General features: G+C 73.8%; 13 protein-coding genes. 10 read left to right on the top strand and 3 right to left on the bottom strand.

Annotated elements, in window-relative coordinates:
* Nucleotides 1-45 precede the first annotated feature (45 nt).
* From O7602_RS23465 to O7602_RS23430, 8 genes are all read left to right on the top strand, one after another.
* Complete coding sequence (locus tag O7602_RS23465) at nt 46-606, top strand: helix-turn-helix domain-containing protein (RefSeq protein ID WP_281584773.1); 561 nt, start codon at nt 46-48, stop codon at nt 604-606.
* Nucleotides 599-1,426 (top strand): SRPBCC family protein, encoded by an 828-nt coding sequence (locus O7602_RS23460; RefSeq protein ID WP_281584772.1) that lies wholly within the window; start codon nt 599-601, stop codon nt 1,424-1,426. Before O7602_RS23465 ends, O7602_RS23460 begins: the two co-directional genes overlap by 8 nt.
* Before the next feature lie 86 nt (nt 1,427-1,512).
* The gene (locus O7602_RS23455; protein ID WP_281584771.1) at nt 1,513-1,746 is read left to right on the top strand and encodes a zinc-ribbon domain-containing protein; all 234 of its coding nucleotides are present in this window, start codon (nt 1,513-1,515) and stop codon (nt 1,744-1,746) included.
* Between the two features lie 257 nt (nt 1,747-2,003).
* Complete coding sequence (locus O7602_RS23450) at nt 2,004-3,074, top strand: hypothetical protein (protein ID WP_281584770.1); 1,071 nt, start codon at nt 2,004-2,006, stop codon at nt 3,072-3,074.
* Between the two features lie 127 nt (nt 3,075-3,201).
* Entirely contained in the window at nt 3,202-4,707 is a 1,506-nt protein-coding gene (locus O7602_RS23445; protein WP_281584769.1) for a hypothetical protein, read from the top strand.
* 122 nt (nt 4,708-4,829) lie between these two features.
* The gene (locus O7602_RS23440; RefSeq protein ID WP_281584768.1) at nt 4,830-7,046 is read left to right on the top strand and encodes a S1 family peptidase; all 2,217 of its coding nucleotides are present in this window, start codon (nt 4,830-4,832) and stop codon (nt 7,044-7,046) included.
* A 207-nt stretch (nt 7,047-7,253) separates the two neighbouring features.
* Complete coding sequence (locus tag O7602_RS23435) at nt 7,254-9,539, top strand: EAL domain-containing protein (protein WP_281584767.1); 2,286 nt, start codon at nt 7,254-7,256, stop codon at nt 9,537-9,539.
* Between the two features lie 55 nt (nt 9,540-9,594).
* Nucleotides 9,595-10,353 carry a MerR family transcriptional regulator gene (locus O7602_RS23430; protein ID WP_281584766.1) on the top strand — a complete coding sequence of 253 codons (759 nt, stop codon included), beginning with the start codon at nt 9,595-9,597 and terminating at the stop codon, nt 10,351-10,353.
* 486 nt (nt 10,354-10,839) lie between these two features.
* On the opposite strand, the gene O7602_RS23425 is transcribed toward O7602_RS23430, so the two are convergent.
* Together O7602_RS23425 and O7602_RS23420 are read right to left on the bottom strand one after the other, a co-directional pair.
* The gene (locus O7602_RS23425) at nt 10,840-12,357 is read right to left on the bottom strand and encodes an SLC13 family permease (protein WP_281590484.1); all 1,518 of its coding nucleotides are present in this window, start codon (nt 12,355-12,357) and stop codon (nt 10,840-10,842) included.
* Between the two features lie 22 nt (nt 12,358-12,379).
* Nucleotides 12,380-13,921 (bottom strand): gluconokinase, encoded by a 1,542-nt coding sequence (locus tag O7602_RS23420; RefSeq protein WP_281584765.1) that lies wholly within the window; start codon nt 13,919-13,921, stop codon nt 12,380-12,382.
* 222 nt (nt 13,922-14,143) lie between these two features.
* On the opposite strand from O7602_RS23420, the gene O7602_RS23415 reads away from it, so the two are divergent.
* Complete coding sequence (locus O7602_RS23415) at nt 14,144-15,301, top strand: hypothetical protein (protein ID WP_281584764.1); 1,158 nt, start codon at nt 14,144-14,146, stop codon at nt 15,299-15,301.
* A gap of 21 nt (nt 15,302-15,322) precedes the next feature.
* Here O7602_RS23415 and O7602_RS23410 read toward each other — a convergent pair whose 3' ends face one another.
* Nucleotides 15,323-15,916 carry a hypothetical protein gene (locus O7602_RS23410; RefSeq protein WP_281584763.1) on the bottom strand — a complete coding sequence of 198 codons (594 nt, stop codon included), beginning with the start codon at nt 15,914-15,916 and terminating at the stop codon, nt 15,323-15,325.
* A 106-nt stretch (nt 15,917-16,022) separates the two neighbouring features.
* On the opposite strand from O7602_RS23410, the gene O7602_RS23405 reads away from it, so the two are divergent.
* On the top strand, nt 16,023-17,318 hold the full coding sequence (locus tag O7602_RS23405; RefSeq protein WP_281584762.1) for an aminoglycoside phosphotransferase family protein: 1,296 nt from the start codon (nt 16,023-16,025) through the stop codon (nt 17,316-17,318).
* Nucleotides 17,319-17,320 lie beyond the last annotated feature (2 nt).

Here is a 17,320-nt window from a genome sequence, read left to right as displayed (position 1 = left end):
GAACCTATTGACAAAGAAGTTTTGTACGTTCAAACTGATTTTGCCATGAGAGATGTCCTGTACCTGGAAGAACGTGAGCAGGCCGAAGTCCTGCTCAAGCCGCAACGCATCGAAGTGCTGCGGCAACTCGCCGAGCCCCGCACCTGCACCGAGGTCGCGGCCCGGCTGGAGCAGACGCCGCAACGCGTCTACTACCACGTCAAGCAGCTGGTCGCGGCCGGGCTGGCCGAGCAGGTCGCCGAACGGCGGGTGCGCGGCATCACCGAAGGCATCTACCAGGCCGTCGCCCGGTCCTACTGGCTGTCCCCGCGGCTGGTCGGCCGGATCGGCGACGGGCGCCGGGTGCGCGACGAGCTGAGCCTCGGCTACCTGCTCGACCTGATGGAAGAGGTCCAGGCCGACATCGCCGCGCTTGATCGCGCCGCCCCCGAGCTGCCGTCGATCGGCGTCTCCGGTGAGATCCGGGTGCCCGCCGAGCGACGCCAGGAATTCCTGCACGACCTGCAGACGACGCTGCGGGACCTGTTCACCCGCTACGGCGGCGTCGAGGGAGACGCCTTCAAACTCGCCGTGGCCTGCTACCCGAAAGGTGACAACCATGAGTGAGCCGATGATCGTCCGCGCCCGCCTCGCCGCCGATGTGGCGACCGTCCGCCGAGCCCTGACCGACCCGGCCGAACTACGCGTGTGGCTGGCGGAGCACGCCGAGGTCGACCTGCCCCGGCGGTACGAGTTCTGGGGCCGCTTCACACCCGAGGGCGACGCGCCACACCAGCGACTGCTGCACGCCGACGACAAGACGCTGCGCTTCGCCTGGACGCTCGACGGCGTCGAGACCACCACCGAGATCGAGTTGGCGCCCGACGGCGAGGCCACGCTGCTGACGCTGCGGCAGAGCCACTTCACCTTCGCCGAGGCGATGGACGGCAGCACCATCCGGGGCGTGCTCCAGACGTACTGGGCGCTGTCCATCGCCAACCTCAACGCCCACCTGGAGGGGCGTCCGCTGCTGCCGCGCACCGACTTCACCTCGGCCGACCTGCGTGGCGAGCTGCTGATCGACGCGCCGATGGACAAGGTGTGGACCTCGCTCACCGACTCCGAGCAGGCCAGCGCCTGGTTCGGCTACCCGATCGGCATCGAGCCGTGGGAGGGCGGCCGGTACGCGATGGGCGGCTTCGAGAGCGGCTACGCGGCCAAGGTGCTCGACGTCACCCCGGGCCGGGCCATCTCGATCGACTGGGGACCGACCGGCGTGACCAACTGGGAGCTGGCCGAGTCCGGCGGCCGGACGAAGCTGACGTTCGTGCAGTCCGGCTTCGACGAGGGCAACCCCCCGTACGCGGCGTGGAGTGGCACCGTGGCGGGCCTGGCCGAGCTGCGCCGCTTCCACGAACTCCCCACTTGGCACCCCATCTGGCTCTGAGGGTGTAAGGAGGGGCCCCCGCTTAACGCTTTCGGTATAGGCGGGGGCCCCGCTTAACACCTGCCTCGGGTGGGTAATGGCGGGCGATGTTCTTCATCTTCGGGCTGCGGACCAAGGTCGACCGGTCCGGTGTCGTCAACCAGGTCTGCCGGCACTGCGGCGACCACGCCGCACAGGTGATCACCCGGCGGGTGACCAAGTTCAGCCTCTTCTTCATCCCCCTGATCCCGGTACGCACCCGCTACGCGCAGCAGTGCACGTTCTGCGGCGCCCAGTACGACATCTCCCGCGCCGACGCCGAGCGCCTCCCGGTCGGCTGACCGTGACCAACTTCCTCTGCTGGCTGATCGGCCGGCCGCCGGTCACCCCGCCCGCCGTACCGGTCCACACCGCCACCCGCCCACCGTGCACGCCCGGCCGCCGGCACCGTCGTCGCCGCCGGCCGGTGGCGGGCGCGTCGTCCCCGCGTTCCCCCTGGAACCGCTCCGCCGACCGTTGATCCGCCGGGTGGGGTGTTAAGCGGGGCCCCCTCCTCTACCGGAGGCGTTAAGCGGGGGCCCCTCCTTACACTTCAGGGGTGGAAGATCGGCTGGGGGAGATTCGGGGTGGGGGGCCGCCGCGGCGGCACAACGCCCGCACCATCGCCGCGGTGACCGGCAACCCCGGTTGCACCCGGCGGGCCGTGCTGGACAGCGCGGGGGCGGACAAGCCGGCGCTCGCCGAGCGACTCGGCTTCCCGGCCCGGTTCGGGCAGTCCCGCTTCGCGATCACCCGGGGCAACGCCTTCGAGGCGCAGGTCAAGGCGGACGGCGGGGTGGAGCTGTTGCGCCTGGTGGCGGAGCGGCTCGGCGTACCGGTGCCGGCGGGCGCGACCTGGATCGACCTCGGTGGCGACGACGATCGGCCGGAGCGGTCCCGGGTGGCGCTGACCGTCGGCGGTGACGGCCCGGCGTTGTTCGACCATCCGCTGCTCGGGCTGGAGGTGGCCGGCCGGCGGGTGCACCTGGAGCCGGACCTGGTGGCTGCCCGGCTGGGCGGCCGGTTCCACGTCGTGGAGATCAAGTCTTTCCCGGTGATCGACGGGCAGGCCGACCCGGCGAAGGTGGCCGCCGCCGCCATCCAGTCCGCCGTCTACGTGCTGGCGTTGCGCGAGCTGCTCGCCGCCGAGGGACACGATCCGGAGCTGGTCTCGCACGAGGTGGTGCTGATCTGCCCGCGCGACTTCGCCAACCGGCCGGTGGCGAGCCTGCTCGACGTCCGTAGACAACTGCTGGTGCTGCGCCGCCAACTGGCCCGGATGGCCCGCGTCGACGACCTGCTGGCCGCCGTGCCGGCCGGTTTCACCGCCGACCCGGCGGCCGACCCGGCCACGCTGGCCGCCGCGCTGCACGAGGTGCCGGCCCGGTACGCCCCGGAGTGCCTGGCCGCCTGCGAGCTCGCCTACTTCTGCCGGCACGAGGCGCGCGACCGGACCGAGGCGTTGGGCCGGCAGGTTCGCGAGGCGCTCGGCGGGGTGGTCGAGGTGGCCGACGTGCTGGCGCTCGCCGACGGCGTACGCGCCCCCGACCCGGAGCAGGCGGAGGCCGCCGCGCTGCTCCGGGCCGCCGCGCGCCTGCGCGCCGAGGCCCGCGCCGGAAACCCCGCGTGAGTACGCGCCGAGACCCGCGCCGGAAACCCCGCGTGAGTACGCGCCGAGACCCGCGCTGGGAACCGCGCGTGAGTACGCCCCGAAGCGCGCGCCGGCCGGCGACCGGGTCTCGTGTCGAGGAGCCGCGGTGAGCACGCTGCGCGCGTTGGCCCGGGCGCAGGCGGTCGCCGCCGGGCGGGCGCAGCCGGTGGCCACGGTCCGGCATCTGCACCTGGCCCAGCGGCCCCTGGTGCTGGTGCCGCTGGCGTTGGCCGGTGAGGCGAACGCCCCGCTGGCCGCCATGGTCGGCGCCGCGCCCGACGAGGCCCGGCTGCTCGTCGTGCCGCAGCCCCGCAACCGCGATCAGCGGTTCGCCTTCGCCGCCGAGCTGGCCGGGGTCGTCCTGCCCTACCTGGACTCGTTCCGGGGCGTGACCGAGGCGGTGGCGGTGGACCGGGGCCGGGACGTCCGCCACCGGTACGTCGACGCCCCGCAGTTGCTGGTGCCGAACCCCGCCGGGGTCACGTTTCTGCGGTTGTTCGGCCGGTCCACCCGGTTCCGCCGCCCGGACGGCGACTACCCGGTGCACCCGTCGGTGCCGCTGCTCGGCCGCTGGCTGACGTTCTTCGCCGAGCGCGCCGAGCACCCCGGCTCGTCGGCGCTGGTGGCACTGACCGAGGCGCTGACCCTGCACTGGGCGACCGGGCAGAGCGCGGTGGAGGATCTGCACCTGCCCGCGGTGCTCGGCTGGCTCGACCCGCCGTCGGGGTTCACCGGCGCCGAGGCGGCGGCCCGGGCCGAGGATCCGGCGTCGTGCCCGCCGGCCGGTCCGGCCACCGACCCGGATTTCGACAACCATCGGCTGGCCCCGGCGATCGAGGCGTACGCCGGGACCGAGGGCGACCCGACCGCTCGCGCCGCGGCGTACGACGAGCTTGTCGGGCTGGTGCGCGGGCAGCTCGCGCCCACCTGGGAGCTGATGTGGCGCGGCGTCGGGTTGCTGCGGGCGCTGCCGCCGGGGGCGCGGGTGGCGGGCCGGTGGGCCGGTGACCGGGATGCGTTCTCCGCGTACGCCGAGCACGTGGACGCCGGGGGCGGTCCGCAGCCGCGTCGCGACGGCGCGGTGGTGGCGGCGCTGCGGTTGCAGCGGCTGGAGCGGGCGCTGACCGCGTGGTCGGTGCAGCGGGCGTACGACGATCCGCTGGTGATGGCCGAGCACCGGCTGGCCGGGGAGGCGTTCGTGGGCGAGGTGACGCTCGCCGACCCGAAGCGGGTGGACGACTCCGGTAAGCGGCCGGTGCTGCGCCCGCGGATCCAGGTGGTGACCACCGAGCCGGTGCCGATGCCGGTGGGCGCGACGCTGTGGTCGCCGGCCCGGCCGGGGCAGAAGGCGAAGGTGGTGTTCGTGACCCCGGGCGGCGACGGCAAGACCGAGGTGGTGGTGGAGTTGTCCGGCGGGATGGGGCGCGGGCTGACCGCGCCGCCGGGCAGTGTGCCCGAGGTGGGGGAACGGATCTGCCTGACCAGCCTGTCGGACGGCTTCCTGCCGGGCGGCGCGTTTCCGGCGCCGGAGGAGACACCGTGGACGCACGGCGGGCCGCCGGGCGCGCCGGGTGATCCCGGCGACCCGCCGCCGGCGGAGGCGTGGTCCTGAGCGGATGCCGCTCTTGATCCCTTATGTTCCGGCGTGCAACACGCGGCGTGTCGGACCGCTAACATCCTGCGGACCCGGACCGGAGCCCCCGGTCCGTGCCGGTCCGATCAACGGGGGATTCGTTGAACGTTCATGCCACCCGCCGGTGGGGAGCCGCTCTCCTCGGCGTGGTCACCGTCTCGACCCTGCTGGGCGGCGGTGCCGCCTCGGCCGTCAGCGGCGCCACCCCGGTGCCCGACGGCGTCCACGCCTTCACCGCCAAGATCACCTTCGGTGACCTGCGCGCCTGCACCGGCGCACTCGTCGACCCGAGTTTCGTGGTCACCGCGAAGTCCTGCCTCACCGACGGCAGCACGCCGGCCGCCGCCGGGGCGCCGGCCCGCCCGACCACCGTGCTCGTCGGGCGTACCGACCTGACCTCCACCGCCGGTCACGAGCGCGCCGCCGTCGCCGTCCTCCCGCACCCGGACCGCAACCTGGCGCTGCTCCGGCTCGCCGACCCGATCACCGGCGTCGCCCCGGTCGCGCTCGCCACCACGGCGCCCACCGCGTCGGAGACGCTCACCATCGCCGGCTACGGGCGCACCGCCACCGAGTGGGTGCCGGACCGGCTGCACGCGGCCGACTTCACCGTGCAGGGCGTCGACGCGGCCACCGCCGACGTCACCGGCGCGTCGGCCGGGGCCACCCTCTGCCGGGGCGACGCCGGCGGTCCGGCGTTCCGCACCGTGGGCGGCGCGGCGCAGCTCGCCGCGATCGGCAACACGGCCTGGCAGAAGGGCTGCCTCGGCGAGACCGAGACCCGCGACGGTGCCACCGTCACCCGGGTCGACGACCTGGGCGCGTGGATCCGCGAGCAGACCGCCGACGTGCAGATCTTCGGCCTGACCGCCGCCGGCCAGCTCACCTACGGCATGATCGACGCGGCGAACGGCGAGCTGCGCGCGAACCGGGTGTCCGCGGCGACGCTCGGCTTCACGCCGACGGCGATGGCCACGCTGAACGCCGACACCATCCTGGTCATCGACAGCGGCGGTCGTCTCCGCCGGGTGGACGTCACCGGCGTCGACCCGTTGACCTTCGACGTGGTCTCGGTGGACCCGGGCTGGTCACCCTTCATCAACATGACCTACGACGGCTACGGATCGCTGTACTACGTCGACAGTCGGGACGGGGAGCTGATCCGGCGCACGGTGACCACCGCGAAGCCGGCCAGCCGGGACGACCTGACCCGCCCCGTCACGGTCGCCAACAGCGGGTTCACCCAGGTGTCGCTGACCTCGCCGGCTGCCGGACGGGTGATGGGCCAGGTCGCCACCGGTGAGCTGACGTCCTATCGGATCAACGGCGCGGCCGTGGCCGGCGAGTCGTTCTCCCGCAGTTCGTTGGCGGCGACCGGCTGGGCCGGCTACACCCACGTGCTGTCGCCGGGCGGCGGCTGGTACTTCGCCCGCACCTCGACCGGGGGCCTGGACCGGTTCCGGGACGCCAACCCGGTCGACGGCAGCGGCGCCGACCTGACGAAGTTCAGCACCCCGGTCAGCACCAGCGGGTGGGACCAGGTGCTGCTGTCGGCCCGGCCGTGGACCGGCGTCGTGTCGGTCTTCGGCGCCCGGCCGGACGGCCGGATCTCCTACACCGCGCTCGACCCGGTCACCGGTCAGAAGGTGGCCAGCACGGTCTCCCAGGCCACGCTCGGGTTCACCCCGAAGGCGCTGGCCACGCTCAACTCGGACACCCTGCTCGTCACCGACGGCGCTGCCCTCCACCGGGTCGACGTCACCGGCACCCAGCCGCTGACGTTCACCCGCACCGCCGTCACCGGCTCCGGCAGCGGCTGGACGCACGACCGCCTGGCCTACGACGGGTTCGGCACCCTGTACGGCATCGCCGGCGGCTCGATCCTGCGCCGCTACACCGTCACCAAGGCGAAGCCGGCCGTCGCCGCCGACCTCGTGGGCGTGGCGGTCTACAACAGCGGGGGCGGCTTCAACCTGCCCACGCTCGCGACCGCCGGCAAGGACCGGATCATCGGCACCACCAACGACAGCAAGCTCGCCATGTACAAGATGGCCGCGGGCACCGCGCCGTGGGCCCGGAGTGACCTGGCGGCCAGCGGTTGGGGTGGATTCACCTCGATGTTCTCGCCCGGCAACGGCGCCTACTACCGGCGGGACGCGAACGGCGTGGTGACCGGCTACCTCGACGCCTCGCCGTACGACGGCAGCGGCGCCGACCTGACCGCGTACACGCCGACCGGCACGGCCAGCGGCGGATGGGACGCGATCCTCTCCGCCCGGCCGTACGACTCCTGGCCGGACAGCACCCGCCGCTGGTGACTGGCACCGAAGTCCACTGAGGATGCGGGCCGTCTCCACCTGGTTGAGGCGGCCCGCGTCACGTCCGGTGACCGACACCCCACGACCCTGGCGGCGGCACGCGGTGCTGACTAGGCTTGCGCCGTTCGTCGTCCGCCGTCCGGTCCTCGTCGCCGAGGGCGCACGTCTGGAAGAGAGCCGGAGCGCATCGTTGTCCCCCCGCACGACGTGAGCCTCGCCGCCGCGGCGCCGGCCCGTCCAACGCTCACCGGCCGTGTCGGACTCGTCGCGGCCGTCGTCGTCGTACTCGGGGAGATGGCCTGGCTGGTCGCCGGCCTGCCCGGCGCGGCCCTGGTGAGCGACCTCGGCGCGATGGCGGTGTCGAGCTGGGCGGCGGTGCTCTGCGTCGGCGCGGCCCGCCGGCATCCGGTCAACCTGCGGCGGTTCTGGGCGTTGCTCGCCGTCACCATGATGCTCGCCGCGCTCGGCCGTACGGTGTGGACGGTCGAGCGGCTCGGTGGGATCGAGCTGCCCCACACGCCGCTTGTCGGTGGGCTCTTCACCGCCGGGATCGTCACCGGCACCGCCGCGTTGCTCTTCTCCCGGGCCGGCGGGCGCAGCCTGGTCGGACAGGCCCGTACGCTGCTCGACGGGGTGATCGTCGCGCTGGCCCTCATCCCGGTCGGCTGGGTGGTGGTGTTCCGCGACCTCGCCGACTCCGACGTGTCGGATCCGCTGCGCACGTTCGGGCTGCTCTACCCGATGTTCGACCTGATGCAGCTCACCATCCTGGTGGCGGTCGCCGGGCCGGGCCGCCCGATGTGGCGGGCGCTCACCCTGATCGGCGCGGGCCTGGCCATCCGGGCCGGCGCCGACGCGGTCTACGTCTCCCTGGTCGCGCACGGCAACTACGCGCCGGGGCATCCGGTCGACGTCTGCTGGCCGTTGAGCTACCTGCTGGTCGGCCTGGCCACCGGCCACCCGCCGCCGGGCGGCGGGGAGGGGGAGGACGACGCCGCCGGCGAGTCGCCGCTGCCGCCGTGGTGGCGGGTCGCCTTGCCGTACCTGCCGGTCGGCGGGGCGATCGTGGCCGTGATGCTGTCCCGGCGACCCACCGGGCAGACCCCGCACCTGGTCTTCGTCGGCATGATGGCGCTGCTCGGGGTGCTCGCGCTGCGGCAGGGGCTGGCCGCCAACGAGAACCTGCGGCTGGTCGCCCGGCTGCGCCGGCTGGCCTACTCCGACCAGCTCACCGGCCTGCCCAACCGGCTGACCTTCATCCGGCGGCTGCGCCGCGCGCTGCGCCAGGGCGGCCCGGTCGCCGTGGTGCTGCTCGACCTGGACGGCTTCAAGCAGGTGAACGACCGGTTCGGGCACGCCGCCGGGGACCGGCTGCTCACCACCACCGCGGAGCGCATGCGGGACGCGATCGGCCCGGACGGGATGATCGCTCGGCTCGGCGGCGACGAGTTCGCCGTGCTCGTCGCCGGGGACCGGCCGGTGCCGCCCGAGCGACTCGCCGTCCGGCTGCTCGCCGCCCTCGAACCGCTGCCCGGCGAGGAGGACCTCGGCGTCCACCCGTCGGCGAGCATCGGCATCGCCGAGTACGGCCCGCAGCACAGCTCGCACACCGACCTGCTCCGCGACGCCGACATCGCCATGTACGCGGCGAAGGCGGCCGGCAAGTCCGCGTACCGGACGTGCACGCCGGAGCTGCGCGAGTCGGCGGTCAGCCGGGCCGAGTTGATCGCCGACCTGCGCCGCGCGGTCGACGAGGGTCAACTGCTGATGGAGTTCCAGCCCATCGTCGACCTGGCCACCGGCACGGTACGCAGCGCCGAGGCGTTGGTCCGCTGGCGGCATCCCCGGCTCGGCGTGCTCACCCCGGCGCGGTTCCTGCCGCTGGCCGAGGAGACCGGGCTCATCCTGGCCATCGACCGGTGGGTGATCCACGAGGCGTGCCGGGCCGCCGCGACCTGGCGGGAGCGCGCGCCCGAGGTGACCGTGGCGGTGAACATCGCCGCCGCCCACCTGTGCCGACCCGACCTGATCGCCACGGTCACCGGCGCGATGGGCGCCGCCGGCCTGCCGCCCCGGGCGCTCACGCTCGAACTCACCGAGTCGGCGCTGATCGAGGGCAGCGAGGCGGTGCTCGACCGGCTGGCGCAGCTCCGTGACCTGGGCATCCGCATCGCCATCGACGACTTCGGCACCGGTTACTCCTCGCTGAGCTACCTGCACCGGATCCCCGCCACCGAGCTGAAGATCGACCGTTCCTTCGTGTCCCGGTTGGATGCCGGCGACGCCCGCGCGTATGCCACGGTGGAGATGGTCAACCGGCTGGCCGGCGCGTTCGACCTGGCGGTGGTGGCCGAGGGGGTGGAGACCGGCGCGCAGCACGCGGCGGTCACCGCGATCGGCTGCCGGCAGGGTCAGGGCTGGCGGTACGGCCGTCCAACGGCCCTGCCCGACCTGCTCCCCACGCTTGTCCACGAAAAGATCTCCTCCGGGTGACTTGACCCTCACGCTGCGGGAGGCAGGAGCCTTGGTGGCGGAAGGGAGGGGAACCATGGCGTACACGGTGGGACACGTGGCGCGGGCGGCCCGGGTGACGGTCCGCACGCTGCACCACTACGACGAGATCGGGCTGTTGCGGCCGAGCGGGCGCACGCCGGCGGGCTACCGCCGCTACGACGACGCGGACCTGGACCGCCTTCAGCTCATCCGCTACTACCGCGAGCTGGGTTTCCCGCTGGACGAGATCGCCGGCATCCTGGACGACCCGCACGCCGACCCGGCGGCGCACCTGCGCCGGCAGCACGAGCTGCTGTCCGGGCGGATCGGCAAGCTCCAGGAGATGGTGGCGGCGATCGAACGCGCGATGGAGGCGAGAAAGTTGGACATCAGGTTGACGCCGGAGGAGCGGTTCGAAGTGTTCGGGGACTTCAACCCGGACGACCACGCCGAGGAGGTCCAGCAGCGCTGGGGTGACACGGATGCGTACCGGCAGTCGCAGGAGCGGGCCAGCCGCTACTCGAAGGAGGACTGGCTGCGCAACAAGGAGGTGAACGAGGACTGGGGGCGGCGGTTCGCCGCGCTGATGGAGTCGGGCGCGCCGGCCGACGGGCCGGAGGCGATGGCGTTGGCCGAGGAGCACCGGCAGCTCATCACCGAGTGGTGGTACGACTGCCCGCTGGAACTCCACACCGGCCTGGCCGACATGTATGTGGCGGACCCGCGGTTCACCGCGTACTTCGAGGCGATCCGGCCCGGGATGGCGGCCTACCTGAACGAGGCGATCCACGCCAACGCGATCAGCCGGGCCTGACGCCGGCTGGGCGGCCCGAGTCGGTGGCACGACGACCGGCCGGGGGTTCTCAGCCGGACGCCGACCAGGTCACGGCGAGCGTCCGGGTTGTGGCCTCGACCGCCGTGCGGCCAAAGGCCGGTGGAGTGGATGCCGGGACCCAGGCGGCGCACTTGACCAGTCTGCCGAGGGCCGGGGCCGCCCAGGTCGGAGACGTGTGCCTGGGTCACCGCCGGCCCTTCGCCGGCCCTCCGCCGGCCCGGCTGACCGAGGTGGAGCTGCGCGAGCTTTGCCTACAAACTTGATGGCGCGAATGGATCAGCATGGCGACCGTGCTGCCGCGCCGTTTTGCGGGAGCCGATGGCTGACATGCTGATCCATCTACGCCATCAAGTTTGTAGGCGGCGCGCAGGTCTCCGTCGCCCGTCGTTCGTTGTTCCAGCCGCAGCCGCAGCCGCAGCCGCAGCCGCAGCCGCAGCCGCAGCCGCAGCCGCAGCCGCAGCCGCGCTAGACGAAGACGTCGAGCAGGAGGACGCCGAGGAAACCGACCACCGAGATGATGGTCTCCATCACCGACCAGCTCTTGATGGTCTGCCCGACGGTCAGGCCGAAGTACTCCTTGACCAGCCAGAAGCCGGCGTCGTTGACGTGGGAGAAGAACAGCGACCCGCAGCCGACCGCCAGGGCCAGCAGCGCCACCTCGGGGCCCTGGAGCGTGGCGGCCAACGGCGCGACGATGCCGGCGGCGGTGATCGTGGCGACGGTGGCCGAGCCGGTGGCGACCCGGATGCCGACCGCGACCAGCCAGCCGAGCAGCAGCGGCGACAGGTTGGCGCCCTCGGCGGCGTCGGCGACCAGGTTGCCCACACCGGCGTCGACGAGCACCTGCTTGAAGCCGCCACCGGCGGCCACGATCAGCAGGATGCCGGCGATCGCCGGCAGCGAGCCGCCCAGGAAGCCGGAGACCTGGCTGCGGCTGAAGCCGGTCCGGTAGCCCAGGAAGATCATGGCGAAGATGACGCCGGCGAGCAGGGCGACGATCGGGGTGCCGATGATGTCCAGCGTCTTGCGGCCGGCGGTGCCCTCGTCGAGGGTCAGCTCACCGATGGCCCGCAGCAGCATGAGCGCCACCGGCAGCAGCACGGTGACCACCGCGGCCCAGAGCGCCGGCGCGCGGCGTGAGCGCGGCCCGACCGGCTCGTCGATCGACGCGCCGGGACGGCCGGCGCCAGGGTTGATCAGGTCGTCCTCGGTGACCAGGTCGCCGTCGGCGTCGGCCCGGCCGTCCCCGGGACGGGTCGGGCTGCGATCGGCGGCGACCGCGATGTCGCGGCGGGTGGGCAGCAGCGCCTCCGGCGCGGTGGCCGGCACGTACCGGGCGATGAAGTTGCCGAAGACCGGGCCGGCGATGATCACCGTGGGGATCGCCACCAGCAGGCCGAAGGCGAGGGTCTGACCGAGGTTGGCGCCGAGCGCGTCGATCGCGACAAGCGGGCCCGGGTGCGGCGGCACCAGGCCGTGCAGCACCGACAGGCCGGCCAGCGCCGGGATGCCGATCTTCATCAGCGGCACGTCGACCCGGCGGGACACCAGCAGCACGATCGGCACCAGCAGCACCACGCCGACCTCGAAGAAGAGCGGCAGGCCGATGAGCGCCGCCACACCGGCCATCGCCCAGGGCAACGCGCCGCCGGTGACCCGGGCGACCACCCGTTCGACGATGCCGTCCGCCCCGCCCGACTCGGCCAGCATGCCACCGATCATCGCGCCGAGCGCGATCAGCAGGCCGACCCCGCCGACCGTGGACCCGACCCCGCCGCTGAACGAGGTGACGATCTTGTCGGCGGCGACGCCGGCGACCACGCCGAGCACCGCCGCGCCGAGGATCAGGGCCAGGAACGGGTGCACCTTGCCCCACGCGATGAGCAGCACCACCGCGGCGATGCCGAGCAGCGCGGCGAGGACGAGTTGGGTGTTGCCGGCGTTGGTGAGTGGTTCCGCCGGTGCGGCGAGCAGTGTTACCACGGCGATCACGACCTCTGTTCGGTCAGCGGGGAGGAGCGGTGGGAGGTGGCTCCGGCGGCAGGCTCGGGGCCAACCGTCGCAGCGACGCGAACGTGGGCACGAGCGCGTCGTACAGCTCGGAGAAGAGCGGGAGCAGCGCACCGTACGTGGCGGCGGCGGCCGGGTCGGGGCGGACCGTCTCGTCGATCTGGACCAGGTCGGCGGCGACCTCGATCGAGGGGATCAGACCGAGCGCCTGCATGCCCAGCAGCGCGGCGCCGAAACCGGACCCCTCGTGCCCGGCCGGGAAGCGCACCGGCATGCCGAGCGCGTCGGCGAGGATCTGCCGCCACAGCGGGCTGCGGGCGAAGCCGCCGCTGGCGCGGACCTCGCGTACCTCGTTGCCGGCCGCGCGGACCGACGCCAGGACCAGCGCGAGCTGCTGGCAGACCCCCTCAAGCGCGGCCCGCACCAGATGGGCGCGGCCGTGGCCGTGGGTCAGCCCGACGTACGCGCCGCGGGGCAGCGCGCTCCAGTGCGGGGCACGCTCGGAGAGCAGGTACGGCAGCATGATCAGCCCGCCGGAGCCGACCGGCGCCTGCGCGGCCAGGTCGAGCAGTTCCTCCTCGGCCTGCTCGCCCAGCTCCGGGGCGAGCGCGTCGTGGGCCCACTGGAGCACGATCCCGCCGTTGTTGATCGCGCCGCCGACCACCCACCGGTCCTCGGTGAGCGCATAGCAGAAGACGCCGCCGAGCGGGTCGACGCCGGGGCGTTCCACCATCACCCGCATCGCGCCGCTGGTGCCGATCGAGCAGGCGACCACGCCGGGCCGCACCGCGCCGAGCCCGAGGTTGGCGAGCGGCCCGTCGCCGGCGCCCACCACGAGCGGGGTGTTCGCCGGCAGGCCGGTGGCCCGGGCCGCCTCGGCGGTCAACCCGGGCAGCACGTGAGTGGTGGGGACGAGCTGGGGCAGCTGCTCCTCGGTGATGCCGGCGATGCGCAGCGCCTCGGTGTCCCAGGCCAGCCGGTGGATGTCCATCAGACCGGTGGCGGAGGCGACCGAGTGGTCGGTGACGAGCGCCTCGGCGAGCCGCCGCAACACGAGGTCCTTGATGCCGACCCAGTGGGAGACCCGCTCGTGCAGCTTCGGCTCCTGTTCGGCGAACCAGACCAGCTTGGGCAGGGGTGCCATCGGGTGCACCGGGGTGCCGGTACGCCGGTGCAGGCCCAGCCCGGACGGCGCGGCCCGGAGCCGCTCGGCCTGCGCGCTGGCTCGGGAGTCGGCCCAGGTGATCGACGGGGTGAGCGGGTTGCCCTCGGCGTCGAGCCCGATCAGGCTGTGCATGGCGGTGCTGAACGACAAGCCGGCGATCGGCGCGCCCAACTCGTCGACGACCGCGCGGATCACGCCGACCACGGCCTCGTAGATGGCGTCCGGGTCCTGCTCGGCCCAGCCCGGGTTCGGCTCCTCAAGCGGGTAGCCGATCGAGTGGCTGGCCAGTTGCCGCCCGTCGGTGTCGAACGCGACCGCCTTGCTGCTCGTGGTGCCGATGTCCACACCCACCACGACGGTCGGGTCGCCCACCGATGCACCTCCACTCGTCACCGGGGGCCGCGTACGCCCCGCCCCTGCGGCTGACGTTACCGACGAGTCGGCCCGCCCGCATGGCGAAGCGACGCCCGGCGGGAAGCGGGTCAATCAGCCGTTCGGTCTAATCGGCGACTTTCGCGTGTCTTTGTACCCCCGCAGTGCCGTTGATAGGGATGAACACCCCGAATGGTGGGCTCGCGCGGCGGAGGAGTCGGCGTGGCGATGACTGATTCGACGGGTTCCACATGGCGTTACCGGTGGGCGCACCGGCAGAACGAACGGCGGCAGCGGGCCTTCCGCGCGGCCGACGAGGCGTGGCGCCGCCGCGACGACGAACTGCGGCGGCTGCGTACCCTCGCGGTTTCCTTCCACGGCTCGGTCCGGGCCGGCGACGGCCTGCCGATGGAACTGGCCCCCGGCGAGGTGGTCTTCTGGACGCTGCCCGCCGCGCAACTCGTCGAGGTGCGGCACACCGCCGTGCTCCCGGCCCCGGAACTGCTCGTCGACCCCGACCCGCCGGTGCTGCGCCCACGGCGCCCGGAGGGCGTCAAGGTGGTCGACGCCGGGCTGGCCGTGCTCACCAACCGGCGCCTGGCGCTGCTCGGCGGACGCGGCCGGCGCGACTGGACGTACGGCAGGATGACCGGGCTGTCCCACGACCCGGCCGCGCCGGTCACCCTGATCCAGGTGCTGGACCGGCGGCGTACCTCGGGATTGCTGCTGCCCACCGGCGCGGTGGCCGACTTCCGGTTCACGCTCACCCTGGCCTTCGCCGACGCGATCGAACAGCGCGCCGCGGTCGTCGCCGAGCTGGACGAGCTGATCGACGAACACGCGCAACTGCGCCCGCACCGACCGGCCGTGCTCACCCCGGCCCAGGCCAGGATCTCCACGCTGGTGCCCGGTGGCCGGCGGACCATCGCCGTCGGCGTGGCGCTTGCGCTTGCCGTGCCGGCGATGCTCGTCGAGGCCGACCCGCCGACGCGGACCGGGTCGGAGCGGGCCGCCGCCGCCACCCCGGCGGCCACCGGCACGCCCCCGCCGCCGGTGGTCGCCCCCGCCGTCCAGGTCCGGCCCAGCACCAGCCCGACGCCGCGCGGCACCCGGTCCGCGCCGCCGCGCGACCCCGCCCGGCAGCCGGTCGCCGAGCGTCGCTGCGGCGCCCCACCGAACCCCTTCGGGTACGACTACTGCGGCGGCGATCGGATCCGCAAGCCGGCCGCCGGGGTCTGCGACTGGTTCGAGTGCGTGCCCGGCTTCTGGTCCGGGCGGGGCTGGCTGGTGCAGTGCCACGACGGCACGATCAGCCGGACCGGCGGGCAGCCCGACGCCTGCGCCGACCACCGGGGGCCGCGCCGCAGCGTGTGGAGCTGAGGGGTAAGGCGGGGGCCCCGCTTAACGCTTTTGGTATAGGCGGGGCCCCCGCTTAACACCCCGGACGCGCAGCGGCAGCAGGCCGGCCAGGACCAGCACGGCGCCGACCGGTAGCAGGTCCAGGTCCACCGCGATCGCCACGAACCCGACCAGCACCAGCACCGGCGCCCACACCGGCAGCAGCCGCGTCGCCGCCGCCCGGCACAGCAGCACCAGCAGGCCCAGCTCGAACAGCACCGGCCCGCCGAACAGCACCACGTCCGGGGTGGCCACCGCGTCGGCGAAGCGCGGGAACAGGTCGCCGAGGATCACCCAGACGAACGCGGCGGCGCCGACCAGGCCGGCCAGCGCGGCCACGTCGTCAAGCGTCCGCAGCCGGGTCGAGCGGGTACGCAGCAGGCCGTGCAGCCCGACGATCAGCGCGGCGAACCCGAGCACGCCGAGCAGGAACTGACCGTGCCCGATGTTCCACGCCCAGGCGCCCTTGTCGCTGTGCCCGTCCAAGTAATCGACTCGGCGCAGCAGTCCGTAGCCGAGCAGCAGCAGCGCGGCGGTCACCGCGACCGGCCGCAACCATCGGTACGCGGGACCGGTCCGGGAATCGAGGAGGCTCATTGCCTCAGCCTGTCCGTCGTCCGTCCGCGGGACAACCGGGAGTCGCCCGAACGCTCCCGGAGGAAATCAGTCGTGTCCCGTAGGGGTGCTCGGTTAGCGTCCGGCCGTGTCCCGCGCCGTGACAGTGGTCCTGGTCGACGCCGCCGGCCGGCCGCTCGGCGCGCTGCCCCCGTTCGAGGTGCCGGACCCGTGGTGGCAGCAGGTCGCGTCGATCGTCGACGGTGCCCGCCGCCGGCACGGCGTCGACGTGGCCGTGCTGCGGCTGCTCGACGCCGATCGTCCGCACCCACCCGGCGGCCACGTCCGCTACCTCGCCCAACTCATCGGGGCGCCGGCCGGGCCGGGAGCGGCGGGCGGCGTACCCCTGGAACCGGCGACCGTGGACCGCGCGCCGCATCCGCTGCGCCAGCCGTGGGCGCAGGTCGGCGGCCCGGCCCGCAGCGTCGCCTGGGCCGTCGACGAGCTGCGCCGCCTCGGCCGCCCGGTGACCGCCGTGGCGCAACAGCGCACCTGGAACCTCTCCGCGATCTGGCGCCTGGACACCCCCGAGGGCCCGGCGTGGCTGAAGCAGCTCCCCACCTTCGCCCCCCACGAGCCCACCGTCCTGACCTGGCTGACCACCCGCTCGCCCCTCCGCGCTCGCCCCGTTGATCAAGGAGTTGGTGTCGGAGCTGATCTTCCGGGGGACGCGAACTCCTTGAGCACCGAGGAGGGGATCGAGGCCGGGCCGGTGGTGCTGGCTGTGGGTGAGGAAGGGCGGGTGCTCCTGGAGGACGTGCCTGGGGAGGACCTCTACGGGGCGGGGGAAGGGGTGCGGGCGGGGGTCGCGGCGGCGCACCACCGCGTGCAGCTCCGGAGCGTGGGGGCGGTGGACCGGCTGGTCGCGGCGGGCGTACCCGATCTTCGGGGGGTGGGGCTCGGTGCGTGGGTGCGGGAGCGGCTGGCCGGGCACGACGTGACGGTGGCCGCGAGGCTGCTCGATGGGCTCGACAAGCGGCTCCGGCGGCTACGCGACTGCGGCCTGCCGGACACGCTTGTGCACGGCGACCTGCACCCCGGGAACGTGCGCGGCGACGACGCCCGGCGGGTGGTCATCGACTGGGCGGACGCCTTCGTCGGCCACCCCGGCTTCGACATCCTGCGCCTCACCGAAGGTCTCGACGCGCCCGCCGCCGCCCGAGTGGTCGACGCGTGGGCCGACCGGTGGCGGGCCGACGCGCCCGGCTGCGACCCGCGCCGGGCGGTCGACCTGCTCCGGCCGGTCGCGCCGCTGCGGCTGGCCGCCGTGTACGCGATGTTCCTCGCCGGCATCGAGCCGAGCGAGCACCCCTACCACGTGCACGACGTGCCGGCCGCGTTGGCGCAGGCCGCGGAGTTGGCGCAGGCCGCGGACACGGCGTGACG

It is taken from the genome of Micromonospora sp. WMMD1128 (assembly GCF_027497235.1).
Taxonomy (GTDB): domain Bacteria; phylum Actinomycetota; class Actinomycetes; order Mycobacteriales; family Micromonosporaceae; genus Micromonospora.
The sequence above is the reverse complement of the archived record's forward strand: the minus strand, read 5'-3'. Positions and strand labels throughout refer to the sequence as shown.

What these genes read in the sequence shown, in the direction of transcription:
- O7602_RS23410 (WP_281584763.1), bottom strand. Translation starts at nt 15,916, where the DNA reads ATGAGCCTCCTCGATTCCCGGACCGGTCCCGCGTACCGATGGTTGCGG.
- O7602_RS23460 (WP_281584772.1), top strand. Translation starts at nt 599, where the DNA reads ATGAGTGAGCCGATGATCGTCCGCGCCCGCCTCGCCGCCGATGTGGCG.
- O7602_RS23430 (WP_281584766.1), top strand. Translation starts at nt 9,595, where the DNA reads ATGGCGTACACGGTGGGACACGTGGCGCGGGCGGCCCGGGTGACGGTC.
- O7602_RS23455 (WP_281584771.1), top strand. Translation starts at nt 1,513, where the DNA reads ATGTTCTTCATCTTCGGGCTGCGGACCAAGGTCGACCGGTCCGGTGTC.
- O7602_RS23465 (WP_281584773.1), top strand. Translation starts at nt 46, where the DNA reads ATGAGAGATGTCCTGTACCTGGAAGAACGTGAGCAGGCCGAAGTCCTG.